This window comes from Streptomyces sp. NBC_00239 (assembly GCF_036194065.1).
Lineage (GTDB): Bacteria > Actinomycetota > Actinomycetes > Streptomycetales > Streptomycetaceae > Streptomyces.
Genome location: NZ_CP108095.1, coordinates 5,547,269 through 5,573,446, shown reverse-complemented (window position 1 = coordinate 5,573,446; position 26,178 = coordinate 5,547,269). Strand labels below are relative to the sequence as shown.

Below are 26,178 nucleotides of genomic sequence, written 5' to 3'. Positions count from 1 at the left end.
GGCGGGCGGCCGGCGGGGGTCGGGCAGCCCGGAAGGAAGAGGGGTGCGGGGCGCATGGCCAGGGCCAGGAGCGAGGAGCGGCGCGGCGAGATCCTGAACGCCGCGCTGGAGGTCATCGCGGAGCGCGGCTACCGGGGCGCCTCCCTGGCCGCGGTCGCCGAGCGGGTCGGCCTGACCCAGCAGGGCCTGCTGCACTACTTCCCGACCAAGGAAGCCCTGCTCGTGGCGGTCCTGGAGGAGCGCGACCGCTGGGACACCGGCGGCTCCCGCACGGCCCCCGGCACCTGGCGCCTGGACCTGCTGGCCTCGCTCGTCGAGTACAACGCCATGCGTCCGGGCATCGTGCAGACCTTCTCGGCGCTGCTCGGCGAGAGCGTCACGGACGGGCACCCGGCCCGGGAGTTCTTCACCACCCGCTACGCGCAGGTGCGCGCGGAGATGGCGACGGTCCTGCGGGCGGAGTTCGGCGACCGGCTGCCGTCGGGCCTGTCGCCGGAGGCCGCGGCCCCGCTGCTCGTGGCCGTGCTGGACGGCCTCCAGTACCAGTGGCTGCTGGCCCCCGACGCGGTCGACATGCCGTCCGCCTTCCGCGCCTTCCTGACCCTGCTCCACGGCGGCCCCGAGGCCCGGCCCTAGGGGAATCCCCCGGTGCCGTGACCGCACGAGGCGGTCCGGCAGACTGGGTGCCGTGAAGATCGCCGCCGCCCAGCTGACCTGTGTGCCCACGGACGTGTCCGCCAACGTGACCGAGCTGGTCCGGCTGGCCGGCGCGGCCCGCGCGGAGGGCGCCGAACTGGTGGTGTTCCCCGAGTTCGCCCTCACCGGCTACGAGCTCGGGGCCCTCGCCGCCGATCCCGCCCTGTGGGTGGACCCCGAGGACCCGCGGCTGGACCCGGTCCGGGCGAGCGGCGTCGCCACCGTCGTCAACTGCGCGGTCCGCACGGACGGGCCGCTGCCCGCGATCGCGTCACTGGTGTACGGGGCGGACGGCGAGCTGCTCACCGTGTACGCGAAGCAGCACCTGTACCGGCAGGAGCAGGGACGTTTCACGGCCGGCGGCCGGGACGGCCGGTTCGACCTCGGCGGCCTGCGGTTCTCGCTCGCGGTCTGCTACGACAACCACTTCGCGGACCTCACCGGCCGCGGCGCCGCCGACGGCTGCCGGGTGCACCTGGCGAGCTCGCTGTACGGGACGGGCGACGGCGTCGCCGAACGGGCCGCGATCTACCCGGGCATCGCCGCGGACACCGGCATGGCCGTGGTGCTCGCCAACCACGTGGGCCCGGCCGGCCCCTGGACGGGCTGCGGCGGCGCCGCGATATGGGCCCCCGGCGGTGCCCTCCTGGCCGAGGCGGACGCCCGCACGGCCATGGTCGTCACCGCCGAGGTCATCTGACCGCCCTCACCCGCGACCCGCACAGCCCGCAGGCCGCCCCGGCACCGCAACCCCCAGCCTGGCCGCCCTGCGGGGGTGCCGATGCCCTGGGGCGCAACGTCCAGCCTCGCCGGTGCCCTGGCGCCACACCCCGCCTGGCCGGCAACATCCAGCCTCGCCGGTGCCCGGGGGCGCAACTCCCGGGCTTGTCGGCGCTGCGTGCGGCAAATTCCAGCCTCGCCGGCGTTTGAGGCGCGGGGTTTGGGGCGGAGCCCCAAGACAACCCGGCTGACGCCGGGCACCGGGCCCTGCCCGGACCCGCTCCTCAAACGCCGGAGGGGCTGGAGGGTCGCGGGGTCGCCGGGCCCTGCCCGGACCCGCTCCTCAAGCGCCGGAGGGGCTGAAGGGTGCGCAGGGTCGCCGGGCCCTGCCCGGACCCGCTCCTCAAACGCCGGAGGGGCTGAAGGGTGCGCAGGGTCGCCAGGCCCTGCCCCGGACCCGCGCCTCAAACGCCGGCGAGGCTGGAGTCGGCTCTGCCCCGGCGAAGCCGGGAGTCGCTCGGGGGTCAGGCGTACGGGTTCGGGCCCGGGCGGGGGGCCTTGCCGAGGTCCACCGCCGGCGGGTCGCCCGCAGCCTCCGCGTCATCGGCGGCCGCGTCCGCCTCACCCACCAGCTCACGAGCCATCAGCGTCGCGCCGGCGACCGCCCCCGGCATCAGGAAGACCGCCACCACCGGCACCAGGAAGGCGAGGACGAGCGGCACGCCGAAACCGATCGCCAGCCCCCGGCGGCCACGGAGCAGCCGCAGCCGCTCGTCGAATTCGACCCGGCGGCGCTGGAGTGCCACGGCGGTCAGCTCCTCGGTGAGGAAGAAGCCGGAGACGCAGAAGCCGAGGGCCGGGACCACCGTCTGGCCGACGACCGGGATGAAGCCGAGCAGGAACAGCCCGGTGCTGTAGAGCAGCACCCGCAGCAGCACCTTGACGCTGTCGCGGGCCGAGATCCACAGCTCCCGCCACAGCGGCAGGCCCGATTCCGGTACGTCGCCGCCCTCGGAGCGGTCGACCTGCTCGGAGAGGGACTCGTAGAACGGCTGCCCCACGAGCAGGGTCACCGCGGTGAAGGCGACCACGGCGACGAACAGGCAGAGGCCGATCAGCAGGACGGTCAGGGCCCCGCGGAAGAGGTCCTGCCAGGGGGACGACCAGTCGTCGGCGAACGGCGTGGCCCACGCCGTGAGGTCGTCGGCGCCGAAGCCGAGCCCGACCAGGGCGCCGGCGTAGAGCACCAGGGTCACCAGGCCGGGCAGCAGCCCGAAGCCGAACCAACGGCCGTGTCCGGCCACCCATCGCTGTCCGGCCAGCAGGTACCGGAATCCCCCCACCACATCACGCATCGGGCCAGCTTACGGCGCAGGCCGCACCCCCGAACGCGGGGTGCGGCCTGGCCGTTGCGCGTGCGCCGCAGGGGCGCGTACGCCGGGCGCGTCCGTCAGGCGACGGAGAGCTCGACGGAGATGTTGCCGCGGGTGGCCTTGGAGTACGGGCACACCTGGTGGGCCTTCTCGACCAGGTCCTTGGCGCGCTCCTGGTCCACGGTCGGGATGGCGGCGACGATCTTGACGATGATGCCGAAGCCGTCGTCGTTCTTGCCGATGCCGACCTCGGCGGTGACGGTCGCGCCGGTGATGTCGGCGTTCTCGTTGCGGGCGACGACGCCGAGGGCGCCCTGGAAGCAGGCGCTGTAGCCGGCGGCGAACAGCTGCTCGGGGTTGGTGCCGGCGCCGCTGCCGCCCATGGCCTTCGGCGGGTTCACGACGACGTCGAGCTGGCCGTCGTCGCTGGCCACGCGGCCGTCACGGCCGTTCTCGGCGGTGGCGACGGCGGTGTAGAGAACCTCGGACTGCTGGATGGACATGTAAAACGATCCTCCTGGTTGTCGCCGCGACTCGCGCCCACGATCGCGACGGTTCCAGGTGAGCCTAGCGGGTGAAAGAAACGATCATCTTTCCGGTGTTCTCGCCGCGGAGCATGCCCAGGAACGCCTCGGTGCCGTTCTCGATGCCGTGGACGACCGTCTCGTCGGCCTTCAGCTCGCCCGAGCGCAGCCAGCCGGCGACATCCTGCACGAACTGCTGCTGGAGCCCGGCGTGGTCGCTGACCAGGATGCCCTGGAGGCGCAGGCGCTTGCCGATGACGGCGACGAGGTTGCGCGGGCCGGGGGCCGGCGCGGTGTCGTTGTACTGGGCGATGGCTCCGCACAGGGTGGCGCGGCCGTGCAGCTTGAGGGCGCCGATGGCGGCTTCCAGGTGGTCGCCGCCCACGTTGTCGAAGTAGACGTCGATGCCCTCGGGGGCGGCCTCGGAGAGCTGCTCGGCCACCGGGCCGTTCTTGTAGTTGAAGGCGGCGTCGAAGCCGTACTTCCCGGTGAGCTGCTTGACCTTGTCGTCGGAGCCGGCCGAGCCGATCACCCGGGAGGCGCCCTTGATCTTCGCGAACTGGCCGACGAGGCTGCCGACCGCACCGGCGGCGCCGGACACGAAGACCGAGTCGCCCTCCTTGAAGGAGGCGGTCTCGAAGAGGCCCGCGTACGCGGTCAGGCCCGGCATGCCCAGCACGCCGAGGTACGCGGAGAGCGGCGCGAGGTCGGCGTCCACCTTGGTGGCGTGCTGCGCGTCGACGTCGGCGTACTCGCGCCAGCCCAGTCCGTGCAGGACGTGGTCGCCGACCTCGAAGCCCTCGGCGGCGGAGGCCACGACCTCGCCGACCGCGCCGCCGTCCATGGGCCGGTCCAGCGCGAAGGGCGGGATGTAGGACTTCACGTCGTTCATCCGGCCGCGCATGTACGGGTCCACCGACATGTGGAGGTTGCGGACCAGGATCCGGCCGGGCCCGGGGGCGGTCACGGGGACCTCGCGCAGGGCGAAGTCCGCGGCGGTCGGCCATCCCTGCGGACGGGCGACCAGGTGCCACTCGCGGCTGACGGCGGGGAAGTCGGTCATGGATGCTCCAAGGAAGAATGCTTCAGAACCTGAAACAACCATGCTCCTGGATATTTCACGTTGTCAAGTAAATCGATAGACTGGCGCCATGCCCCCTCGCACAGACCCCCTGACCCTTGAGGTCGTCGAGCTCATCGGCGCCGTCGTGGCCCGCTACCACGAGGAGTACGAGCAGGCCGCCGCCAGCCACCAGCTGACCGGCGCGCAGGCCCGCGTCCTGACGCTGCTGGCGCTCGACCCGCTGCCGATGCGCCGGATCGCCCAGCAGCTGAAGTGCGAACCGTCGAACATCACCGGGATCGTGGACCGGCTGGAGGCACGCGGGCTGGTGGCGCGGCAGCCCGACCCGGCGGACCGGCGGGTGAAGCTGGCCGTGGCGACCGAGGCGGGGCTGCGGACCGCCGAGCGGCTGCGCGACGCGCTGGACTTCGCCCGGGAGCCCCTCGCGGGCCTCGGCACCGCCGAGCGGACCGCGCTGCGGGACCTGCTCCGGCGCATGCTCGGCCAGTAGGACCCGGCGCGGGCCGGGTCACGCGCGGCCGGCGAGACGCACCTACTCGGATCCGGCGGTCGGGCCCGGCGGCCAGATCCGACGATCAGGTCCGCCGGTCGGGGTCCGGCGCTCGGATCCGTCGGTCAGGTCCGTCGGTCAGATCCGGCTGGTCACACGCACCACCACAGGAACCATTCGCAGGCCTCCGTGGGGTCCGGGTCCGGCTGCGGCGAGGCGGGGGGCGAGGTGCCGGGGGCGGCCGCCGACCGGCTCGGGGACGGGCGGCCACCGGGCTCGTCGCCGTCGGAGTCCGGCCCGGTCGACTCCTCCGAGCCGCCCCGGCCGTCCGCGTCGTCGGCGTCGTCCGACTCCCCCGACCCCTCGGAGCCGCCGGAGTCCCCGGACTGCTGCCCGTCCTCCGCCTGCCCGGTCGCCGCCGCTCCGGGCCCGCCTGGATCGCCGCCGGCCGACGACCGTCCCGCGACGGGAACACCCGGACCGTCGTCCGAAGAAGCCGAAGGATCCGGCTCGTCGGGCCCGGCCGTCCCGGTGGGCGTGGGGGTGTCGGTTCCGGGGCCGGCGGGCAGCGAGGTGGGGGCGCCGAAGGTCTCGGGCGCCTGCGGCTGCCGGCTGCCCACCTCTTCCTGCTGGACCACGGTCGCGGCCCGGTCGCTCCGGTCGCCCTCGACGGTCAGCGCGGCCACCGCGAGCGAGCCGCCGGCCGCGAACAGCAGCCCGAGGCCCACGGTGAGCGCGCCGCGCCGGCGCCTGCGGTGGCCGGCGGTCCGCCGCCGCCGGGCATCGGCCCGCCCCGCCCCGCTGTAGTCGGCGAAGACGGGCGGCGGGGCGGCGAGCTCGACGGCGGGCAGCTCGGCGGCGCCCGGCGCGGGTCCGGCGGTCAGGTACTCGGCGGGGGTTCCGCAGCCGGCACAGGCCAGTGCGCCGTTGAGGTGCCGCCGGCAGGCGTGGCAGTAGTCCATGGCGCCCGCAGGCTATGCGGGCGCCGGCAACAACGGTGTCCCGGGGCTGTAAGGATCCTGTGTGCGTTTTCGGCCACCCGGCCTCCCGGGCAAGGCCGGGAGGCCCCGGCCTAGGCGGGCTGGGAGGCCAGGAAGGCCAGGACGCCCGCGGAGACGCCGTCGTGGCCCAGGAAGTCGTTGTGCTTCAGGCAGCCCGCGTACGTGTTCGCCGCGCCCGCCAGCGGCACGCTGCCGTCCGGGTTGATCACCTCGTCGCAGTCCGACCAGAAGGTGGCGTACGCGACGGAGCCGGGCGTCTCGTCGCCCTCCGCGAGCTTCTTCTGCACGTACGACCCGGGGCTCATGTCCCGGCAGGCCTGGTCCCAGATGACGCAGCCCCAGCTGATGTACGTGCCGTGGTTGGGGCCGGCCAGCGAGACCCAGTGGGCCACCTTGGGGGCGCCGCCGCCGAACTTCACGTACCAGCGGCTGACGAGGGATCCGAAGGAGTGCGCGACCACGTCCACCTGCTGGGCGCCGGTCTGGCTGCGGACCTGGTCGACGTACGCGGCGAAGCGCCCGGAGAGCACTTCGTTGACCGACTGGTGGGTGTCGTAACCCCACGAGAAGAGGCTGGAGTCGGCGTACCCGGCGGCCCGGAGGTCGGCGCGGAGCCCGCCCCAGACTCCGGGGTCGGCGTTGTAACCGTGCACGAACACCACCGGATTGCGCAGACCTGCCTGGTCGGAGGGGGTGACGGCCACCCGTTCGGCGGCGTGGGACGGCAGCGGCGCGCAAAGCGCCGCGAGGAGCGTGATCAGGGCGAGAAGTCTCTGGCGGACCGTCAGCACGGCCTCCCCCTTACCTTGTTACGCACGAGTAGTAGCGGAATGCTGGGGCCTGACACGCCAGAAGACCACCCCCGTGCAGCACCTCGCGACCCGCTCGGCGCAGCCGCCTCGCCCCCCGACCGGCCCAGCCCAACGCGCCGCATGTCCGTTTTGCCCGAAAAGATGCGAAATGTGATCGGTAGTCGCCGGTCGCGATTCCCACCTAGCGTCAGCGCCTCGGGAGGACCTGCCGTGACCGTCAGCCTTGAGCAGTTGCGCCGCTGCCACGTCGCCGTCGACCTGGGTGCGGCGAGAACCCGCGTCTACGTCAAGGGCGCCGGACTGGTCGTGGACGAGCCCAGCGTCGCCGCGGTCAACACCCGCACCGGCGCCCTCATCGCGGTCGGCACCTTCGCCGAGCGCATGACCGGCCGCACCCCTGACTACATCCGCGTCGTCCGCCCCGTCTCCGGCGGCACCGTCGTCGACATCGAGATGGCCCAGCGGATGCTGCGCCACCTGCTCGGCGAGAAGCTCCGCCGGGCACTGCGCCGCAAGCCGCGGCTGCGGGCCGCCGCCTGCACCCCCCACGACGCCGACCCGCTGGCCCAGCGGGCCGCGGTCGAGACCCTGGTCGGGCTCGGCGCCCGCCGGGTCGAGCTCGTGGACACCCTGATCGCGGCGGCCGTCGGCTGTGGCCTGCCCGTGGAACAGCCGACCGCGACCATGATCATGGTGTGCGGAGCCGCGGCCACCCAGATCGCGGTGCTCTCGCTGGGCTCGATCGTGACCGCCGAGCGGGTCGCCGTCGGCGGCGACGCCATCGACCACGCGATCGTCCAGCACCTGCGCCACCAGCACGAGCTGATGCTGCCGAGCCAGGCGGTCCGCCCGCTCCAGCTGGCCTTGCACGGCAACGGCATCACCGGGCAGGGGCCCAAGTCCACCGAGATCCACGGCCGTGACGTGGCCACCGGCCTGGCCCGTTCCGTACAGGTCGACACGGCCGCGGTGCGCAACGCGATCCACACTCCGCTGACCGCCGTCCTCGACGGCATCGGCAAGGTGCTGCGCGAGTGCCCGCCGGACCTCGTCGCCGACCTGACCGACAAGGGGATCATGATGGTGGGCGGCAGCGCCCTGCTGCCGGGGCTGGACCAGATGCTGCGGGACGCCACGGGCATGCCGGTGCACATCGCGGAACGGCCGGACGTCTGCGCCGTGCTGGGTCTCGGCGCCATGCTGGAAGGAAAGATCGCCCCCATGGTGCTGGACCCCCTGTCCGAATGAGCGGACCGCCGCAGCCGGACTCCGGGACCGGCACCGGACCCCGGACCGGTGCCGGTCCCGAGCACGACCGGGAACCAGGCCCGGATCCGGACCGGGAGCCGGACCGGAACCAAGGCCCGAATCAAGGCCCGAACCAAGGCCGGAACCAAGGCCGGGCCCAGGGCCGCACCCGCGGCCAGGGACCGCCGCCCGGTACCGCCGTCACCGGGTCCGCCGTCACCGGGTCCGCCGTCACCGGGTCCGCCGTCACCGGGTCCGCCGTCACCGGGTCCGCCGTCACCGGGTCCGCCGTCACCGGCGGCGCCGACGCCGCGCTGCACGGCCTGCCGACGCTGCTCGAAGCGGTCCTCAGCGTGGGCACCGACCTGGAGCTGAAGACGACGCTCCAGCACATCGTGGCGTCCGCCCGGGAGCTGTGCGGCGCCCGGTACGGGGCGCTCGGCATCATCGAGCCCGACGCCGGTACGGACCCCGCGACCGGCGCCGGGGCCGAGGGCCGGACCGGCGGCCGGCTCACCGAGCTGATCACCGCGGGCCTCACCGAGGAGGAGCGCGAGCGGATCCCCCACCTGCCCGACGGGCGGTCGGGGGTCCTGGGCGCGCTCGCCCGCGACCCGCGTCCGCTGCTGCTCGACGACGTGACGACCGACCCGCGGGCGGTCGGCTTCCCGCCGGGCCACCCGCCGATGCGCAGCTTCCTCGGCGTCCCCATCCGGGTGCACACCGAGGTGTTCGGGAACCTCTACCTCGCCGAGAAGCAGGGCGGCGGCCCGTTCGGCGAGGACGACCTGGCGCTGCTGCGGGTGCTGGCCTCCCAGGCGGGCATAGCGATCGGCAACGCCCGCCTGTACGACACGGCCCGGCGGCGCGAGCGCTGGATCGAGGGCGCCGCCGCGGTGACCACGGCCCTGCTGGCGGGCCGCCCGGCCGCGGACGCGCTGGAGTGCGTGGCCGAACGGGCCCGGTTGCTGGCGGACGCGGCGGCCGGCGTGGTGCTCCAGCCGACCCCCGAGGGCGGCATGGAGATCGTCGCCGCCTCGACCCAGGAGGACCCGGGCGACCTGGTCGGCACCACCATCGAGGCGGGCAGCCCGGTGCTGGAGCAGCTGCTGGGCGGAGAGCCGGTGTTCGTCGAGGACTCGGCGACCGACCCGCGGATGACCACGCACGTACGGGAGCGGTTCGGGCCGAGCATGCTGCTGCCGCTGCAGAGCGGCGGTCAGCTGATCGGCACGCTGGCGCTGCCGCGGCGCCGCGGCGGCAAGCCGTACGACGCGGTGGACCGGCTGCTGGCCTCGCAGTTCGCCTCGCAGGCGGCGCTGGCCCTGGTGCTCGCCGACGCGCAGCACGACCGGGAGCAGCTGGCGGTGTACGAGGACCGCGACCGGATCGCGCGGGACCTGCACGACCTGGTGGTGCAGCGGCTGTTCGCGACGGAGATGATGCTGGACGCGACCCGGCGTCGCGGTGCGGCGGCCCCGGACGCGGACACGGTCGGGGACGAGCTGGGCCGGGCCGTGGACGAGCTGGACTCCACGATCCAGGAGGTGCGTACGGCCATCTTCGCGTTGCAGCAGCCGCCCACCGACGCGCCGACGACCTTCCGGGGCCGGGTGCTGCGGGAGACGGGCGGCGCGGCCGTGCTGCTGGGGTTCCAGCCGTCCGTGCACTTCACGGGCGCGGTGGACGTGCTGCTGACCGAGCCGGTGGCGGATCGGCTGCTGACCGCGCTGCGCGGCGCGCTGGCGGCCGCGTACCGGCGTACGGACGTCACCTCGATCGAGGTGGAGGTCGCCGCGCACGCCGGCCGGGTGCGGCTGCGGGTCGAGGACGACGGCCTGACCGGCACCGGCACCCGCGGCACGTCCCTGACGTGGGAGTCCGCCCTCTGACCCACCCACGCGACGCCCCTCCAGCCCCGCCGACCCCACGCGGCACCACCCGAGCCCCGCCAGCCCCACGAGGCACCACCCCCAGCCCCGCCAGCCCCACGACGCACCACCCTCAGCCCCGCCAGCCCGAGGCACCACCCCAGCCCCGCCGACCCCACGAGACACCACCCCCAGCCCGAGGCACCACCCCAGCCCCGCCGGCGTTTGAGGCGCGGGGTCTGGGGCGGAGCCCCAGGAACCCCGCGGGGTCAGAGCGCCGGGCGGGTGGCGGCCCGCAGAGCGATGCGGGTGTTGGAGTGGGCAACGCCCGCCTCCCTCTTGAGGCGGCGCAACAACCCGTCCAGCGCGGCCGGATCGGCCGCCCTGGCCCGCACCAGGTAATCGTGCTCGCCGGTCACGTGGACCACCTCCGTGATCCCCGGCATCCGGGCGACGGCCTTCTCGAAGTCCTCGTTGGTCGTGTCCAGCCGCAGCGTGACGTCGATGAAGACGACGAGTCCGCCGCCGCTGTCGGCCGCCGGGTCGACGAGCGTGGTGAACCCGCGGATCACGCCGTCCCGGCGCATCCGGCGGACCCGGTCGGCGGCCGCGTTGGCACTGAGCCCCACCCGGACCCCGAGGTCCCGGTAGGAGATCCGCGCATCCTGCTGCAGGACGCCGAGGATTTCCCTGTCGATGCGGTCCATGCCGCGATTCTCGCAGTCCCGGCCGATATTCGGGCCCGAAGCGCCCGCGGGCGGCGGCCTACTTGGGGGCATGAGCGAACTGACGACGACCGCCCTGGCGGGTGCGGCCGCGGGGCTGGGGGTGGCGATGCCGGTGGGTGCCATCGGCGTGCTGCTGGTGCAGGAGAGCATGCGCGGGCCGCGTCGGGCGGCCGCCGCCGCGGCGGCGGCCGTGGCCGTGGTCGACATGGCCTACGCGGCGCTGGCCACGGCCTTGGGGCCGCTGGTCTCCTCGGCCCTGTCCGGCGTGGAGGCCTGGGTCCGGCTGCTGTCGGCCCTGATCCTCCTGGCCATCGCCGCCCACGGCCTCCGCCCGACCGGTTCCCCCGCCTCCACCTCCTCGGCTTCCCCCTCCTCTTCCGCATCCCGTTCCGCCGGCCTCGGTTACGGCCCGGCCACGGGCCCCGACGCGGCCGCGGGCTCTGGGACCACGACCTCCACAACGGTCTCCACCGCGACCACGAGCGTCACCGCGAGCACCTCCGCCGGCGGGTTCCGGACCTTCCTCCGCTTCGCCGCGCTCACCGCCGTGAACCCGACCACCGCGCTCTACTTCGCGGCCCTCACCACCGCCCAGGGCGCCACCCTGGCCGGCGGCACGGCCGGCGCGGTGTTCGTCGGCGCCGTCTTCGCCGCCTCCCTCGCATGGCAGCAACTCCTGGTGCTGGCCGGTTCGTTCGCCGGGTCGCGGATCTCCGCGGCGGCCCGCGTCTGGACCTTCCGGGTGGGCTACGGCCTGGTCGCGCTCTATGCGGTGAAGATCGCCCTGCCACTGCCGTGACGCCGTAGGGTGATCCCGTGGCCACACTCTTCCCAGCCCTGGATACCCCCTCGGAACGGCCGGCACTGCGCTTCGGCGACCGGGTCCTGACCTACCGCGAGCTCGCCGGCGCCGCGGGCACCCTGGCGGCCCGCATCTCCGGCACCCGGCGGGTCGCTCTGTGGGCCACGCCCACCCTGGAGACGGCCGTCGGCGCGGTGGCCGCGCTGCTGGCCGGGGTCCCCGTGGTCCCGCTCAACCCCCGCACCGGCGACGGGGAGCTGGCCCACATCCTGGCCGACAGCGCCCCGGACCTCGTACTGGCCGCGCCCGGCGCGGAGCTGCCGGAACCGCTGGCGGTACTGCCCCGTACGGAGATCGACGTCGCGGCCGGCCCGCAGGCGTCCGCCGCCTCCCCCGCCGCGTCCCGCACGACCGCCGGTGACGAGGACCCGGCGTTCGTGATCTACACCTCGGGTACGACGGGCCCGCCCAAGGGCGCCGTGCTCCCCCGGCGCGCGGTGGCCGCGAGCCTCGACGCGCTGGAGGACGCCTGGGGCTGGACCGCGGCCGACACCGTCACCCACGCGCTGCCGCTCTTCCACGTCCACGGCCTGGTCCTGGGCACCCTCGGCCCGCTCCGCCGCGGCGGCTGCGCGCACCACCTGGGCCGCTTCGGCGCCGAGGCCGTGACCGCGGCCCTCGAAGCGGGCGCCACCATGCTGTTCGGCGTCCCGACGATGTACCACCGCCTCGCCGAGGCGGTCGGGTCCGACCCGGCACTGGTGAAGGCCCTGGCCGGGGCCCGCCTGCTGGTGTCCGGCTCGGCCGGGCTGCCGCTGCACGACCACAAGCGGATCGCCGCGGCCACCGGCCGCCGGGTGATCGAGCGGTACGGCATGACCGAGACCCTGATGAACACGAGCGTCCGCGCCGACGACCACGCCTCGCGGCCCGGCACCGTCGGTGTGCCCGTGCTCGGGGTGGAGCTTCGTCTCGTCGACGAGACAGGCACGGTCCAGGAGGCGTGCGACGGCGAGACCATCGGCGAGATCCAGGTGCGCGGCACCAACCTCTTCAGCCACTACCTGAACCGGCCGGAGGCGACCGCCGAGGCGCACACCGCTGACGGCTGGTTCCGCACCGGCGACATGGCCACCCGGGACCGGGCCGGGCACCTGCGGATCGTCGGCCGAAAGGCCACCGACCTGATCAAGAGCGGCGGGTTCAAGATCGGCGCGGGCGAGATCGAGAACGCGCTGCTCGACCACCCCGGGGTCCGCGAGGCCGCGGTGACGGGCGAGCCCGACGCGGACCTCGGCGAGCGGATCGTCGCCTGGATCGTGCCCGTCGACCCGCAGGCGCCGCCGGGCGCCCAGGAGCTGGCCGACCACGTGGCGGGGCGGCTCGCCCCGCACAAGCGGCCGCGCGACGTCCGCTACCTCGACGCGCTGCCCCGCAACGACCTGGGCAAGATCATGAAGCGGGCCCTCCATGGCTGACCGGCTCTCCGCCCGCGAGGCGCTCGCGGCCCTCACCGACCCGGACACCTTCGCCGAGCTGCCCGCCCCGCCGCGGGCCGTCCGCACCGACGGCCCGCTGGGGTGGCCGGGCTACGACGCGTCCCGCGAGCGCGCGGCCGCCCGAACCGGCGAGCAGGAGTCCGTGGTCTGCGGCACCGCCCGCATCGGCGGCCGCGAAGCGGTGCTGATCTCCTTCGAGTTCGGGTTCCTCGGGGGGTCGCTGGGCGAGCGCACCGGAGACCGACTCGAAGCCGCGTACACGCACGCCCGGGAGCACCGGCTGCCGCTCGTCTCGCTCATCGCGACCGGCGGCTCCCGCATGCAGGAGGGCATGATCGCCCTCACCCAGCTCCAGCGGGTGGCCCGGCAGTCCGTACTGACCCGGGCCGCGGGGCTGCCGCAGCTCGCGGTGCTGCGCGATCCGACCACCGGCGGCGGCTGGGCCACCCTCGGCGCGGGCGCCGACGTGGTCCTCGCCCTGCCGGGCGCCCAAGTGGGCTTCGCCGGGTCCCGGGTGCGCCCCGCCGACGCCGACCCCGCCGCCTACACGGCCGAGGGCCAGTACGCGGCCGGGCAGGTCGACGCCGTGGTGCCGGCCGCGGAGCTGCCGGGGGCGCTCGCCGTCTGGCTGCGCCTGCTCGCCGCCCCCGAGGGCCCGGCCGTGCCCGCCGACCCGCCGGCCGCGCTGGCCCGGGGGCACCGCCCGGCGGCGGCCGGGGAAGTACCGCCGCCGGCGACCGGATGGGCGGCCGTGCAACAGGCCCGGCACCCGGACCGACCGCGCGCCGAGGCCTACCTGGACTCCTACTTCGAGCTGCGGATGCCGCTGTCCGGGGACCGGGCGGGCGGCACCGACCCGGGCATGCTGTGCGGCTTCGGGGTCCGCGAGGGCCGGACCATCGGGTACGCCGCCCAGTGCGGCACCGCCACCCGGCCCGCCGGCTACCGGACCGCCTCCCGGCTGATCCGGCTCGCCGACCGGCTCGGCTTCCCGGTGCTGACCCTGGTGGACACGCCGGGCGCCGCCAACGACGCGGCAGCCGAACGGGCGGGGGCCGGGCCGGCCATCGCGGACACGTTCGCGGCGGTGGCCGCGGCGCGGGTGCCGGTGACGACCCTGCTGATCGGGGAGGGGGGCTCCGGCGGGGCCCTTGCGCTGGCCGCGCCGGGGCGGATGTGGGCCACCCCTGACAGCTACTTCTCGGTGATCGCGCCCGAGATGGCCACGGCCATCCTCAAACGCCCGCCCACCGAGGCCCCCCTCACCGCCGACCAACTCCGCCTACGCCCCCAAGACCTGGTCTCCCTGGGCCTGGCCCAAGCGGTAGTCCCCCTGGGGGGAGAATCCCAGCCCCGTCGGCGTTTGAGCTGAGCGGGGCCATCTTCAACCTGGCCATCTCCAGCCCCGCCGGCGCTTGAGGCGAAGGCTTTGGCGGGCCCCACCACAGCCCGAGCGGGCCATCTCCAGCCTGGCCATCTCCAGCCCCGCCGGCGCTTGAGGCGCGGGGTTTGGGGCGGAGCCCCAAGACTGCAACCCGGCTGACGCCGGGCACCGGGCTCCGCCCGGACCCGCGCCTCAAACGCCGGCGAGGCTGGATGTCGCCGCCCTGGCAGGAGGTTGCCGCCCTGGCAGGGGGTTGCCACCCTGGCAGGGGGTTGCCACCGGGCAGGGGTTGCCACTCAGGCGTCGGCGAAGCCGAAGGGCAGCCGGTCGGGCCGGCGGGTGCGCCCGAGTCAGCGGGTCAGGCTGGGGACCCGTCACGGCTGGGGCGTACGGGCGTCGTAGTGGGCGAAGCCTCGCCAGCGCGCGGCGAGCAGCCCGACGGCGACCACGCACGCGATACCCCCGCCGGTCACGGCAACCCGCGGCGACGCGAGATCGGCGAGCGAGCCCGCCAGGAAGTCACCGAGCCGGGGACCACCGGCGACCACGACGATGAAGACCCCCTGAAGCCGCCCCCGCATCTCATCGGGCGTGGCGGTCTGCAGCATCGTCGACCGGAAGACCATCGAGACGGTGTCGCAACAGCCGGCCACGGCGAGGAAGAACAGCCCCAGCCAGAGATTGCGGCTGAGCCCGAAGACCGCGATCGCGACCCCCCACGCGGCCACGGACAGCAGGATCGCCACGCCGTGCCGCCGGATGCGGCCCTGCCATCCGGAGAACAGGCCGCCGAGCAGCGCCCCCACGGCCGGGGCGGCCACCAGCAGGCCCACGGTCTTGGCGTCGCCGCCGTACCAGAGCACGGCGACGGCGGGGAACAGCGCCCGCGGGTGCGCGAGCACCATGGCGCACATGTCCGTGAAGAAGGTCATGCGGATGTTCGGCCGGGTGGCGAGGAAGCGCAGCCCGTCGAGTACGGACGCCCGCCCGCGCTTGTCGTCGGCCCGCTCGGGCCTCATCGGGGGCAGCCGCCACATCGCGTACAGGGCGGCGGAGAAGGTCAGGACGTCGATCAGGTAGGCCGCCTGGTAGCCCCACCAGCCGACGATCAGCCCGCCCAGCATGGGCCCGATCATCATCCCGAAGGTGTTGGTGACGGAGGTCAGCGCGTTGGCCGCGGGCAGTTGTCCGGGCGGCAGCAGCTTGGGGATCATCGCGGAGCGGGCGGGCGAGAGCAGCGCGAAGCAGACCGCCTGGAGGGCGACGATCGCGTAGAGGAACCAGACGCGGTGGAAGCCGAGCACGGCGGCACCGGCGAGCGCGACGGACAGGCTGCAGGCGCCGACGGAGCTGTACAGGCCGAGCTTGCGCCGGTCGACGGTGTCGGCGATGGCCCCGCCGTACAGGCCGAAGACGACGAGCGGGACGAGCGAGAAGAGGCCGACGAGCCCGACGGCGAAGCTGGAGCGGGTGATGTCGTAGATCTGGAGGGAGACGGCGAGGGAGGTCATCCCCTGCCCGATCCAGGTGATCGTGTTCCCGGTCCACAGGCGGCGGTAGTCCGCGGATTCGCGCAGCGGCGTGAGGTCGGCGAATATCCGCGCGCGGGGCCGGGTCGGTACCGGGTCGGGCTCGCGGGCGGGCCGGTCCGGGGGCGCTTCGTCAGAGCTCGTTCGGGTCACACCGGACATTAACCGGTGCGCAGATTATCGAATACAAGTTCTTATCCGTGCCATGCGACTGTCATACTTCCCGGCTGTGAAGATCACCATTCTGCGCGGCTCCCTCTTCGCGGGAGCCCTCGCGGCCCTCTGTTCCATGCTGTTCGTCCTGCCGGCTAGCGCCTCGTACGAGGACTGCGACAAGCTGACGTTCTGCCTCTACACCGGCGAGAGCGGCACCGGATCGGCCCAGCGCCTCGCGCTGAAGGACGGCGACAAGGCCCTCGCCTACGACGGCACCTGGAACGAGAAGACCGTTTCGATCGCCAACAACACCCCCCTGTGGGCCTGCCTCTACGAGAACACCCAGTACGGCGCCGCCCTCCAGGCCGTCGCACCGGGCGCGAAGGGCGACCTGGCGACGCTGGCCACGCCCGGCGCCCCGGCCGGCAACAACCTGGCCGGCAAGGTCAGCTCCCACAAGCTGGTCTCGGCCCAGTCGCTCTGCTTCACGGGCTACGAGCGGTGCACCGACGACAAGGTGTGCATCTTCCGGGAGAAGAACGGCCGCGGCCCGATGTTCGAGACCGCGATCGACTACCGGCAGTACGCGGGCGGCTGGGAGGCCAACGTGCAGTCGGTGCGCAACCGCACCGGGACCGCGGTCTGCTTCTACAACGAACACACCTGGTCCGGCACGTTCCCCTCGGGCGCCAAGGCGTACCGCGTGAACCGCGGCGACAGCACCAGTCTCGCGGGCGAGTTCGCCGGAACGTTCGGCTCGCACAAGTTCACGACCAGCGAAACGGACTCGGTCTGCCCGTGATGAAGAACACCGCCCCCCGCACCGGCCGCCGCGGCCTCGCCGCCGCCGTCGCCACCGCCCTGAGCGCGACCCTCCTCCTGGCCACCCCCGGTGCGACGAGCGCCGCCGGTGAGCCGGACTCCCCCGACCTGGCCGCCTTGGGCTGGACCACCCTGACCGCGGAAAGCAAGGTGCTCGCCCCCGGCGTCGAGCTCTTCCGCTACCAGGAGGCGGCCCCGAACGCCCACCGTGCCCACCCGCGCGAGCTGAGCATCGTACGGATGGACCCCGCCAAGGGCGCCCTGCGACTGGAGAGCACCTACGGCCTGAAGGCAGGCGTCAGCGAAACCGTCCGCACGATGCTGGACAAGCTCCCCAACGACCCGATCGCCGGGGCGAACGGCAGCTACTTCGCCAACGAAGGCACTCCCGGCGTCACCCCGGACACCATCCAGACCTTCGGCATCGCCGCCCGCGACGGCGAGCTGACCGGGGCCAACTGCACCACCGACATCGCCAACCCCCGCAACGGCGTGGTGCTCCAGTACGGCATGCCCTACTTCGCCCCGCTGGAGGCCGTGATCACGGTCAGCAGCAACGTGGATGAGGCGAAGCGCCCGTACGGGGAGGAGACGCAGCGGATCGACGACGTCAACCGCAACCCGGGCGGAGCCCTGGGCTGCTCGCGGGACGCGGACGACAAGGCCGGCAAGGTCGGTCCGTACCTCGACGGTCACAACAAGAGCATCAGCGCGTTCACGGACCCCACCGAGTTCGTGCTGTTCAACGACACCTACAAGGTGCCGACGCCCAAGCGGGACGTCAACAAGCACATCGCGGCCGACGACCAGCCCGGCTACGAGGTCCGCCTGGACGCCGCCGGCAAGATCATCGAGGGGTCGGCGGAGCGCGGCGGCAGGACCGTCAACCGGGGTGAGTACATCCTCCAGGCGATCGGCGACCACCAGGCCGACTGGCTGGCCCAGCAGCACAAGGCCGGCGCCACGCTGACGGTCACCCAGAAGGTCCTCGACCACAGCTTCGACGAGAAGGGGGTCACGCGCGAGATCCCCCTCGACGAGTCGGTGGACATCCTCTCCGGCGGCGCCCGGCTCGTGGAGGGCGGCGAGAACATCTACGCGGCCAAAAAGGGCACGGTGGAGTACGCGTGGGGCTCCTGCGCGCGCCTGTACGACGTGAACGGCAAGGACAAGGAGGTGGCCACCTTCGCGGAGCGCGCCGCCACCGACTTCTGCCGGGACTCCCGTACCGTCCTCGGCGTCGACGACCAGGGACGCACGCTCATCGCCACGCTCACCGGGCCGCGCGGCGCCTACGCGCCCGACGGCGGCTTCCTCCCGGAGATCGCGGTGCCGCTGAAGTCCCTCGGTGTCATGGACGCCGTCAACCTCGACGGCGGCGGCTCGACGACCCTGCTGACGGACAGCGACAGGACCCGCGAGGGCGCGCCCGCCGACTGGACCCGCCAGAACGGGCTCACCGACGGACCCGCACCCGGCACCGAACGCGACGTCAACGACGCGCTCTACATCGGCGACGGCGGCTACCCCCAGTGACGCACCCCGCGGGCGACCGGCCGCGACCGTAAGCGGAACCACTGCGGCACCGCCCGCACCGAGGGCCCCGGGAGTCTCTCCCGGGGCCCTCGGCGCTTGCTGTTCGCACAACAGGCGCAGAGGAACTCGCCGCTGTTCACCGGGGATTGACCGAAAGGGTGTTCGCCTGCGGCCTCCGGTCGGCTCATGATGAAACGACTCGTATGTCCAGGGAGGCGCAGTGATCGAACCTGGCAAGAGCACATCCGGAACCTCGGGGACCGACCCGCGGCACACCGGGACCGGCCCCCTCACGCTCGGCGTGGAAGAGGAGTTCCTGCTCGTCGACGCCCACACCTGGCGGCTGGTGCCGGTCGCACCCGAGGTCCTCTCCTCCGTCGGCGGGATCCGGCCGGAGCTGCACGCGGAGGGCACCCGCTACCAGGTGGAGATAGCCACCCCCGTCGTCGGCACCGCCGAGCAGCTGCGCGGCGAACTGGCCGGTCTGCGGCGGATCCTCACCAAGGCCGCCCGGGAACACGGCTGCCGGCTGCTGGCCAGCCCCTCGCCCGTACTGGCCCGGCAGCTGCCGCTGGCCCTCAACCACGACGAACCCCGCCAGCGGGAGCAGTTCCGGCGGTTCGGCGCGCTCACCGACAACCTGATCGGGTGCGGCCGGCACATCCACGTCGGCACCCTCGACACGGACACCGCCGTGGCCGTCGCCAACCGGGTGCGGCCCTGGCTGCCCACGCTGATCGCGCTGGGCGCCAACTCGCCGTTCTGGGACGGCCGGGACACCGGGCACGCCAGCTGGCGGGCGCTGGCCTGGGGTTCCTGGCCGTCCGCCGGGCTCCCGCCGCACTTCACGTCGACCGCGCACTACCGGCACTCGGTGGAGATGCTGCTCAGCTCCGGGGCCGCGCTCGACACCAAGATGGTCTACTGGGACCTCCGGCCCTCGGGGACCTGGCCCACGCTGGAGATCCGGGCCCCCGACATGTCGCCCGACCTGGACGCGGCCGTGCTGCAGGCCACGCTCGGCCGGGCCCTGGTCGCGACCTCGCTGCGCGAAATCGCCACGGACACGCCCGCGCCCGCCGTCCACGACGACATCCTGCGCCTGGCCCGCTGGCGGGCGGCCCACGACGGGCTGGAGGGCTGCGGCCTCGACCCGTACACCGGCGCGGAGGTACCGGCCGCGGACCTCGCGCACGCCCTCCTCGACCGGCTGGCCCCGGCCCTGGCCGCGTCCGGCGACCTCGACCACACCGCGGACGCCCTGTCGGCGCTGCTCCACGAGGGCTCGGGCGCGCAGCGGCAGCGGGTCGTCTACGCCCGCCGCGGCAGGCTCTCGGACGTCCTGCACCACCTGGCGGACGCCACGGAAGCCGTCTAGTACCGCCGGCGCCCGGTTCCCTGTGGCGGTCACCCGCCCGCCCCACCCGGGCGGGTGGCCGGCTGCCGGGGCACCCGCCCGGGAGCGGCCGACCGGCCCGGCACCGACGGCAGCGCCCCGGAAAACGCCAAAGCCGCAAGTGCGATCGTTTCTGCACCTGCGGCTTGCGGTGGGGCGGGTGGGACTCGAACCCACGGCCGACGGATTATGAGTCCGCTGCTCTAACCGGCTGAGCTACCGCCCCTCAACGGCGTGGCGCGTACATGTGTGCGCGCCGTCTGCCGCAGCATAGCCGCTCATACGATCTCCTGCTTCGGATGCCCCGCATGATCGGCTTCGCTTGCCTGGTGAGACCGTTCCGCGTGCTGCCCGGTTCCCGGGAGCGGGCCGGAAAACACGAAAGAGGACCCACCAGGGGCCCTCTTTCGTTCCGCTCCCCCGGCTGGACTCGAACCAGCAACCCTCCGGTTAACAGCCGAATGCTCTGCCAATTGAGCTACAGGGGATCGCGCTCCCCCGACTGGACTCGAACCAGTAACCTGCCGGTTAACAGCCGGCTGCTCTGCCAATTGAGCTACAGGGGATTGCTGCGTTGCACCGAACAGCCCTACCTCCGGCTTGCCGGGGGGCGGGTGCCCGTTGCGAGACATAGATTAGCGCAAGCAGGGGGGTGCTCCGCCAATCGGTATCGACAGACGTTCCGCAGGGCGGCCGGACACCGGCACAACGAAGGGTGGCAGGGCATGCGGTACAGGCTCACGTTCGTCGTCGGACTGGCCCTCGGATACGTGATCGGGACGCGTGCGGGGCGGGAGCGCTACGAACAGATGAAAAAGTCCGCACGACAGATCGCGCAGAACCCGGCCGTGCGGAACGCCGCCGAGACGGCGGGCCAGACCGGCCGGCAGTACGCGGGCAAGGCCTTCGCGGTGGTGAGCGACAAGGTCGGGGACGCGATCCCCGACTCCGTCACCGGCCGGGTGCGCTCCCTGCGGGACCGGGGCAGCGGCGCCGACGACGACTGGGGCACGAGCAACACCTGACCGGGCCGGGCACCGGGCGGCCGCCCTGCGGGCCGGAGCGGTCGCCCGACAGCCGGAGCGGTCACCCGAAGGCCGGTGCCGGCGTCCGACAGCCGGGGCGGTCGTCCGAGGGCCGGGGCGGCGCCGGGCGGCCGCGGCCGTGCGGCACAATCTCCGGCATGGGGATAGTCGCCGGGCTGGACAGCTCTTCCACCTTCACTCGCATCGTCGTCTGCGACACGGACACGGGCGCCGTACTGAGGCAGGGCTATGCGCCCCATCCCCAGCCCGAGGGTGAACCGACCGCGCACGAGACCGACCCGCAGTCCTGGCTGCTCTCGCTGGGCGAAGCGGCCGGCGGCGGCCTGCTGGAGGGCGTACAGGCCATCGGCGTGTCCGCCCAGCAGCACGGCCTGCTGCCGCTGGACGCCAACGGCGGGCTGGTACGGCCGGCCCTCGTCGGCAACGACAAGCGCCCCCAGGTCGCGGCCCTCGACCTGATCGACGCGCTCGGCGGCCGGCAGGCCTGGGCCGAGGCCGTCGGCTGCGTCCCGCAGTCCGCGCAGCCGGTGGCGAAGCTCGCCTGGATGGCCCGCAACGAGCCGGAGGCGGCCCGCCGCACCGCCCTGCTGATGCAGCCCCACGACTGGCTGGTGTGGCAGCTGCTCGGCCGGCCCGCCCGCCGCACCACCGACCGCGGCGCCGCCTCCGGCACCGGCTACTGGTCGCCGGCCACCGGCGCGTACCGGCCCGACCTGGTGGAGCTGGCGCTCGGGCACCGGGCGATGCTGCCGGAGGTGCTCGCCCCGGCGGACGCGGCCGGCACCACCCCCGAGGGCCTGCTGATATCCGCCGGCACCGGCGAGACCATGGCCGCCGCCCTGGGCCTGGGCCTGGGGCACGGCGACGCGGTCGTCTCGCTCGGTGCCTCCGGCTCGGTCATGGCCGTCCACCACGAGGCGGTGACCGAGCCCGGCGGGATGGTCACCTCTCTCGCCGACGCGGCCGGCATGCACCTGCCCGTCGTCTACACCTCCAACGCGGTACGGACCCTGCGCGGCACCGCCGAGCTGCTCGGCACCGACCTGGAGGGGTTGTCGGAGCTCGCCCTCCAGTCCACCCCGGGCGCCCACGGCCTGGTGCTGCTCCCCTACCTGGAGGGCGAGCGGACGCCCGAGCTGCCGCACACCGCCGGCACCCTGAGCGGGCTGCGCCGCGACTCGATGAAGCCGGAGCACCTGGCCCGGGCCGCGTTCGAGGGCATGCTCTGCGGGCTGGTGGACGCCCTCGACGTGCTGCGCACCCGCGGCGTCGAGATCCGCCGGGTGTTCCTGCTGGGCGCGGCGGCCGAGCTGCCCGCCGTGCAGGCGGCCGCCCCCGGCCTGTTCGGCACGCAGATCGTGGTCCCGCAGCCGGCGGACTACGCGGCGCTCGGCGCGGCGCGCCAGGCCGCCTGGGCGCTGGGTGTCCGGCAGGGCACGCTGGCCCCCCACACCCCGCCGGCCTGGCACGGGGCCGCTGTGCAGGTGTTCGAGGCGGGCGAGGAGCTCGCGGCCTGGCAGGCGGTGCGCCAGCAGTACGTGGCCACCCGGGAGCAGCTCCACCCCGGCGCGTTCTGAGCGACCCGGCCCGCGGCGGCCGGCGGGCTCCGGCCGGCGTACTCCGACCCGGGCCGGCCCGGCCCGCCCGGCACGTCAGCGGTGCGTCAACCGGGCTCCGCCGATGGCGGAACACGGTCAGCCTTTGGACCGGCTTTGCGAAAAAGAGTGCGGATCGGCGACCGCGTTGGTTGAAGATGGGGGGAACCCCCTGATCTTGCGACCGGAGCCTACGCGTGCTCATCAGACTTCTGCGGACCCATCTGGGCCCGTACCGGAAACCCATCAGCCTGCTGGTCCTGCTCCAGCTCCTGCAGACCAGCGCGACCCTCTACCTGCCGACCCTGAACGCCGACATCATCGACAACGGTGTCGTCAAGGGCGACACCGGCTACATCCTGGGCCTGGGCGCCGTGATGCTCGGTGTCAGCGTGGTCCAGCTGGTGTGCAACATCGGCGCCGTCTACTTCGGCGCGCGCACGGCCGCGGCGCTCGGCCGCGACGTGCGGGCCGCCGTGTTCGACCGGGTGCAGAGCTTCTCGGCGCGCGAGCTGGGCCAGTTCGGGGCGCCGTCGCTGATCACCCGTACCACCAACGACGTCCAGCAGATCCAGATGCTGGTGCTGATGGCGTTCACCCTGATGGTCTCGGCGCCGATCATGTGCATCGGCGGCATCGCGATGGCGCTGTCGCTCGATGTGAAGCTGTCGGGCGTGCTGCTCGCGGTGGTGCCGGTGCTCGGCATCGCCGTCGGCAGCATCGTGATCCGCACCCGCCCGCTGTTCCGGCTGATGCAGACGCGGCTGGACACCGTGAACCGGGTGCTGCGCGAGCAGATCACCGGCAACCGGGTGATCCGCGCGTTCGTCCGCGACGAGTACGAGAAGGACCGCTTCCGGGACGCGAACACCGAGCTGACGGCCGTCTCGCTGTCCGCCGGGCGGCTGATGGCCCTGATGTTCCCGACGGTCATCGTCGTGGTGAACATGTCCAGCGTGGCCGTGGTCTGGTTCGGCGCGATGCGCATCGACAGCGGCGACATGGAGATCGGCGCGCTGACCGCCTTCCTCGCCTACCTCATGCAGATCGTCATGTCCGTGATGATGGCCACGTTCATGTTCATGATGGTGCCGCGTGCCGAGGTGTGTGCCGAGCGGATCCAGGAGGTCCTGGACACCCACTCCAGCGTGGTCCCGCCCACCGACCCGGTACGGGAGCTGGGCGAGCGCGGGGCGCTGGAGCTGCGGGGCGCGGACTTCCGCTACCCGGGCGCGGAGGCGCCGGTGCTGAAGGGCATCGACCTGGTGGCCCGCCCGGGCGAGACCACCGCGGTGATCGGCTCCACGGGCAGCGGCAAGTCCACGCTGCTGGGGCTGGTGCCGCGGCTGTTCGACGCGACGGGCGGCGCGGTGCTGGTCGACGGCGAGGACGTGCGGCGGATCGAGCCCGGGCTGCTGGCCCGGACGGTCGGCATGGTCCCGCAGAAGCCGTACCTGTTCTCCGGGACGGTCGCGACGAACCTGCGGTACGGGCGGCCCGACGCGACCGACGAGGAGCTGTGGCGGGCCCTGGAGGTGGCCCAGGCCAAGGAGTTCGTGTCGGCGCTCGAAGGCGGTCTGGACGCGCCCGTCACCCAGGGCGGCACGAACGTCTCGGGCGGGCAGCGCCAGCGTCTGGCGATCGCGCGGACGCTGGTGCAGCGTCCGGAGATCTACCTGTTCGACGACTCGTTCTCGGCCCTCGACTACGCGACGGACGCGGCCCTGCGGGCGGCGCTCGCCCGCGAGACGCAGGACGCGACGGTCGTCATCGTGGCGCAGCGCGTGTCGACGATCCGCGACGCCGACCGGATCGTGGTCCTCGACGAGGGCCAGGTGGTGGGCGTCGGCCGGCATCACGAGCTGATGGCGGGCAATGAGACCTACCGGGAGATCGTGCTCTCCCAGCTGACGGAGGCGGAGGCCGCATGAGCGGGCCCGGTGGACGGATGATGATGGGGCCGGCCCAGAAGTCGATGGACTTCAAGGGGTCGGGCAAGCGGCTGCTGAAACAGCTGGCGCAGGACAAGGCGAAGTTGTGGGGCATGGTCGCGGCCGTGGTCGGCAGCGTCGCCATGTCGGTGTCCGGCCCGAAGATCCTCGGCGAGGCAACCGACCTGGTGTTCGCGGGGATCGTGGGCCGTCAGATGGAGCCGGGGCTCACCAAGGAGCAGGCCCTGGACGGGCTGCGCGCCAAGGGCGAGGGCGGCATGGCGGACATGCTGTCGGGGACCGACTTCACGCCGGGCGAGGGCATCGATTTCCATGCGGTCGGCGTGGTGGCGCTGTGGGCGCTGCTGGTGTTCACGCTGGCGGGCCTGCTGATGCTGGTGGCGACGCGGCTGTCGAACCACGTGATGAACGGCATGGTCTACCGGATGCGCGAGGAGCTGCAGGCGAAGCTGTCGCGGCTGCCGCTGTCGTACTTCGACCAGCAGAAGCGCGGCGAGGTGCTGAGCCGGGCGACCAACGACATCGACAACATCGGGCAGACCCTCCAGCAGACGCTGGGGCAGCTGATGAACTCGCTGCTGACCATCGTCGGCGTGCTGGCGATGATGTTCTGGATCTCGCCGCTGCTGGCGCTGGTCGCGCTGGTGACGGTGCCGGTGTCGGTGTTCATCGCGGCGCGGATCGGCAAGAAGTCGCAGCCGCAGTTCGTGGCGCAGTGGAAGACCACCGGTGTGCTGAACGCACACATCGAGGAGATGTACTCGGGCCACACGCTGGTGAAGGTGTTCGGCCGGCAGCAGGAGTCCGCGGACGCGTTCGCCGAGTCGAACGAGGCGCTGTACCGGGCTTCGTTCCGGGCGCAGTTCGTCAGCGGTCTGATGCAGCCGGTGATGTTCCTCGTGTCGAACATCAACTACGTGCTGGTGGCGGTCGTCGGCGGCCTGCGGGTGGCCTCGGGCACCCTGTCGATCGGTGACGTGCAGGCGTTCATCCAGTACTCGCGCCAGTTCTCGATGCCGTTGACGCAGGTCGCGTCGATGGCGAACCTGGTGCAGTCCGGGGTGGCCTCCGCCGAGCGGATCTACGAGCTGCTGGACGCACCCGAGCAGGAGCCGGACACCGAGCTGCCGGAGCGGCCGGCGGAGCTCAAGGGGCAGGTGACCCTGGACCGGGTGGCGTTCCGCTACGAGCCGGACAAGCCGCTGATCGAGGACCTGTCGCTGTCGGTGGAGCCCGGCCAGACGGTCGCGATCGTCGGCCCGACGGGCGCGGGCAAGACCACGCTGGTGAACCTGCTGATGCGGTTCTACGAGGTGACGGGCGGGCGGATCTGCCTGGACGGGGTGGACGTCGCGCGCATGACCCGCGAGGAGCTGCGGTCGGGCGTCGGGATGGTCCTCCAGGACACCTGGCTGTTCGGCGGGACCATCGCGGAGAACATCGCGTACGGGGCGGCGCGGGAGGTCACCCGGGGCGAGATCGAGGAGGCGGCGCGCGCGGCGCACGCCGACCGGTTCATCCGGACCCTGCCGGAGGGCTACGACACGGTCCTGGACGACGAGGGTGCGGGCGTCAGCGCGGGCGAGAAGCAGCTGATCACGATCGCGCGGGCGTTCCTGTCGGATCCGGTGATCCTGGTCCTCGACGAGGCGACGAGCTCGGTCGACACCCGTACCGAGGTGCTGATCCAGAAGGCGATGGCGCGCCTCGCGCACGGGCGGACCTCGTTCGTGATCGCGCACCGGCTGTCCACGATCCGCGACGCGGACGTGATCCTGGTGATGGAGAACGGCTCGATCGTCGAGCAGGGCACGCACGGCGAGCTGCTGGCGGCGCAGGGCGCGTACGCGCGGCTGTACGCGGCGCAGTTCGCGCAGGCGGTCGCCGAGGTGGACTGAGCTCGGCCGGCGCGGG

22 protein-coding genes and 3 tRNA genes are annotated in these 26,178 nt (G+C 73.4%); 15 read left to right on the top strand and 10 right to left on the bottom strand.

Going from position 1 to position 26,178, the window contains the following annotated elements; genetic code table 11:
* The first annotated feature begins 54 nt into the window (after positions 1–54).
* Positions 55–636, top strand: a complete 582-nt coding sequence (locus OG764_RS24505; RefSeq protein WP_328970575.1) for a TetR/AcrR family transcriptional regulator — start codon at positions 55–57, stop codon at positions 634–636.
* Between the two features lie 52 nt (positions 637–688).
* A complete protein-coding gene (locus OG764_RS24500; protein WP_328970574.1) occupies positions 689–1,396 on the top strand; it encodes a carbon-nitrogen hydrolase family protein in 708 nt (235 codons plus the stop codon).
* Between the two features lie 544 nt (positions 1,397–1,940).
* Here OG764_RS24500 and OG764_RS24495 read toward each other — a convergent pair.
* From OG764_RS24495 to OG764_RS24485, 3 genes are all read right to left on the bottom strand, one after another.
* Positions 1,941–2,771 carry an EI24 domain-containing protein gene (locus OG764_RS24495; protein ID WP_328970573.1) on the bottom strand — a complete coding sequence of 277 codons (831 nt, stop codon included), beginning with the start codon at positions 2,769–2,771 and terminating at the stop codon, positions 1,941–1,943.
* A 95-nt stretch (positions 2,772–2,866) separates the two neighbouring features.
* Complete coding sequence (locus OG764_RS24490) at positions 2,867–3,292, bottom strand: organic hydroperoxide resistance protein (RefSeq protein ID WP_328970572.1); 426 nt, start codon at positions 3,290–3,292, stop codon at positions 2,867–2,869.
* A gap of 64 nt (positions 3,293–3,356) precedes the next feature.
* Positions 3,357–4,376 (bottom strand): NADP-dependent oxidoreductase, encoded by a 1,020-nt coding sequence (locus OG764_RS24485; RefSeq protein WP_328970571.1) that lies wholly within the window; start codon positions 4,374–4,376, stop codon positions 3,357–3,359.
* A gap of 88 nt (positions 4,377–4,464) precedes the next feature.
* Here OG764_RS24485 and OG764_RS24480 point away from each other — a divergent pair, with 88 nt between their 5' ends.
* Positions 4,465–4,887 (top strand): MarR family winged helix-turn-helix transcriptional regulator, encoded by a 423-nt coding sequence (locus OG764_RS24480; RefSeq protein ID WP_328970570.1) that lies wholly within the window; start codon positions 4,465–4,467, stop codon positions 4,885–4,887.
* 152 nt (positions 4,888–5,039) lie between these two features.
* Here the strand turns inward: OG764_RS24480 and OG764_RS24475 are convergent, their stop codons facing one another.
* Both OG764_RS24475 and OG764_RS24470 read right to left on the bottom strand, forming a co-directional pair.
* A complete protein-coding gene (locus OG764_RS24475; RefSeq protein ID WP_328970569.1) occupies positions 5,040–5,849 on the bottom strand; it encodes an SCO2400 family protein in 810 nt (269 codons plus the stop codon).
* 110 nt (positions 5,850–5,959) lie between these two features.
* The gene (locus OG764_RS24470) at positions 5,960–6,679 is read right to left on the bottom strand and encodes an esterase/lipase family protein (protein ID WP_328970568.1); all 720 of its coding nucleotides are present in this window, start codon (positions 6,677–6,679) and stop codon (positions 5,960–5,962) included.
* A 231-nt stretch (positions 6,680–6,910) separates the two neighbouring features.
* Between OG764_RS24470 and OG764_RS24465 the strand changes: the two genes are divergently transcribed.
* Both OG764_RS24465 and OG764_RS24460 read left to right on the top strand, forming a co-directional pair.
* Positions 6,911–7,948, top strand: coding sequence for a rod shape-determining protein (locus OG764_RS24465; RefSeq protein ID WP_328970567.1), 1,038 nt, complete (start codon positions 6,911–6,913; stop codon positions 7,946–7,948).
* Entirely contained in the window at positions 7,945–9,840 is a 1,896-nt protein-coding gene (locus tag OG764_RS24460) for a sensor histidine kinase (protein ID WP_328970566.1), read from the top strand. The genes OG764_RS24465 and OG764_RS24460 overlap by 4 nt, the downstream gene beginning before the upstream one ends.
* Before the next feature lie 248 nt (positions 9,841–10,088).
* Here OG764_RS24460 and OG764_RS24455 read toward each other — a convergent pair whose 3' ends face one another.
* A complete protein-coding gene (locus tag OG764_RS24455; protein WP_328970565.1) occupies positions 10,089–10,526 on the bottom strand; it encodes an Lrp/AsnC family transcriptional regulator in 438 nt (145 codons plus the stop codon).
* Between the two features lie 70 nt (positions 10,527–10,596).
* Here OG764_RS24455 and OG764_RS24450 point away from each other — a divergent pair, with 70 nt between their 5' ends.
* From OG764_RS24450 to OG764_RS24440, 3 genes are read left to right on the top strand one after another with little or no spacing between them, the layout of a single operon-like run.
* The gene (locus OG764_RS24450; protein WP_328970564.1) at positions 10,597–11,346 is read left to right on the top strand and encodes a LysE family transporter; all 750 of its coding nucleotides are present in this window, start codon (positions 10,597–10,599) and stop codon (positions 11,344–11,346) included.
* Positions 11,347–11,363: 17 nt separating this feature from the next.
* Positions 11,364–12,827, top strand: coding sequence for an acyl-CoA synthetase (locus tag OG764_RS24445; protein WP_328970563.1), 1,464 nt, complete (start codon positions 11,364–11,366; stop codon positions 12,825–12,827).
* The gene (locus OG764_RS24440; RefSeq protein ID WP_328970562.1) at positions 12,820–14,220 is read left to right on the top strand and encodes a carboxyl transferase domain-containing protein; all 1,401 of its coding nucleotides are present in this window, start codon (positions 12,820–12,822) and stop codon (positions 14,218–14,220) included. Before OG764_RS24445 ends, OG764_RS24440 begins: the two co-directional genes overlap by 8 nt.
* A 386-nt stretch (positions 14,221–14,606) precedes the next feature.
* Here the strand turns inward: OG764_RS24440 and OG764_RS24435 are convergent, their stop codons facing one another.
* Positions 14,607–15,830: an MFS transporter gene (locus OG764_RS24435; RefSeq protein WP_328973147.1), complete on the bottom strand. Its 1,224-nt coding sequence runs from the start codon at positions 15,828–15,830 to the stop codon at positions 14,607–14,609.
* A 160-nt stretch (positions 15,831–15,990) separates the two neighbouring features.
* On the opposite strand from OG764_RS24435, the gene OG764_RS24430 reads away from it, so the two are divergent.
* From OG764_RS24430 to OG764_RS24420, 3 genes are all read left to right on the top strand, one after another.
* Complete coding sequence (locus OG764_RS24430; protein WP_328970561.1) at positions 15,991–16,719, top strand: peptidase inhibitor family I36 protein; 729 nt, start codon at positions 15,991–15,993, stop codon at positions 16,717–16,719.
* Entirely contained in the window at positions 16,719–18,275 is a 1,557-nt protein-coding gene (locus tag OG764_RS24425; RefSeq protein ID WP_328973146.1) for a phosphodiester glycosidase family protein, read from the top strand. Before OG764_RS24430 ends, OG764_RS24425 begins: the two co-directional genes overlap by 1 nt.
* Positions 18,276–18,495: 220 nt before the next feature.
* Positions 18,496–19,653 carry a carboxylate-amine ligase gene (locus OG764_RS24420; protein ID WP_328970560.1) on the top strand — a complete coding sequence of 386 codons (1,158 nt, stop codon included), beginning with the start codon at positions 18,496–18,498 and terminating at the stop codon, positions 19,651–19,653.
* A 170-nt stretch (positions 19,654–19,823) separates the two neighbouring features.
* Here the strand turns inward: OG764_RS24420 and OG764_RS24415 are convergent.
* From OG764_RS24415 to OG764_RS24405, 3 genes are all read right to left on the bottom strand, one after another.
* Positions 19,824–19,897: transfer RNA gene (locus tag OG764_RS24415), tRNA-Ile, on the bottom strand.
* Between the two features lie 189 nt (positions 19,898–20,086).
* Positions 20,087–20,159 (bottom strand) — tRNA-Asn (locus OG764_RS24410).
* A gap of 5 nt (positions 20,160–20,164) precedes the next feature.
* Positions 20,165–20,237 (bottom strand) — tRNA-Asn (locus tag OG764_RS24405).
* 159 nt (positions 20,238–20,396) lie between these two features.
* Here OG764_RS24405 and OG764_RS24400 point away from each other — a divergent pair.
* The 4 genes from OG764_RS24400 to OG764_RS24385 all read left to right on the top strand — a co-directional run bounded on the left by OG764_RS24400 (position 20,397) and on the right by OG764_RS24385 (position 26,162).
* Entirely contained in the window at positions 20,397–20,696 is a 300-nt protein-coding gene (locus OG764_RS24400; RefSeq protein WP_328970559.1) for a YtxH domain-containing protein, read from the top strand.
* A gap of 158 nt (positions 20,697–20,854) precedes the next feature.
* Positions 20,855–22,294, top strand: a complete 1,440-nt coding sequence (locus OG764_RS24395) for an FGGY family carbohydrate kinase (RefSeq protein ID WP_328970558.1) — start codon at positions 20,855–20,857, stop codon at positions 22,292–22,294.
* A gap of 215 nt (positions 22,295–22,509) precedes the next feature.
* Positions 22,510–24,243 carry an ABC transporter ATP-binding protein gene (locus OG764_RS24390; RefSeq protein WP_328970557.1) on the top strand — a complete coding sequence of 578 codons (1,734 nt, stop codon included), beginning with the start codon at positions 22,510–22,512 and terminating at the stop codon, positions 24,241–24,243.
* Positions 24,240–26,162 (top strand): ABC transporter ATP-binding protein, encoded by a 1,923-nt coding sequence (locus OG764_RS24385; protein ID WP_328970556.1) that lies wholly within the window; start codon positions 24,240–24,242, stop codon positions 26,160–26,162. Before OG764_RS24390 ends, OG764_RS24385 begins: the two co-directional genes overlap by 4 nt.
* Positions 26,163–26,178 lie beyond the last annotated feature (16 nt).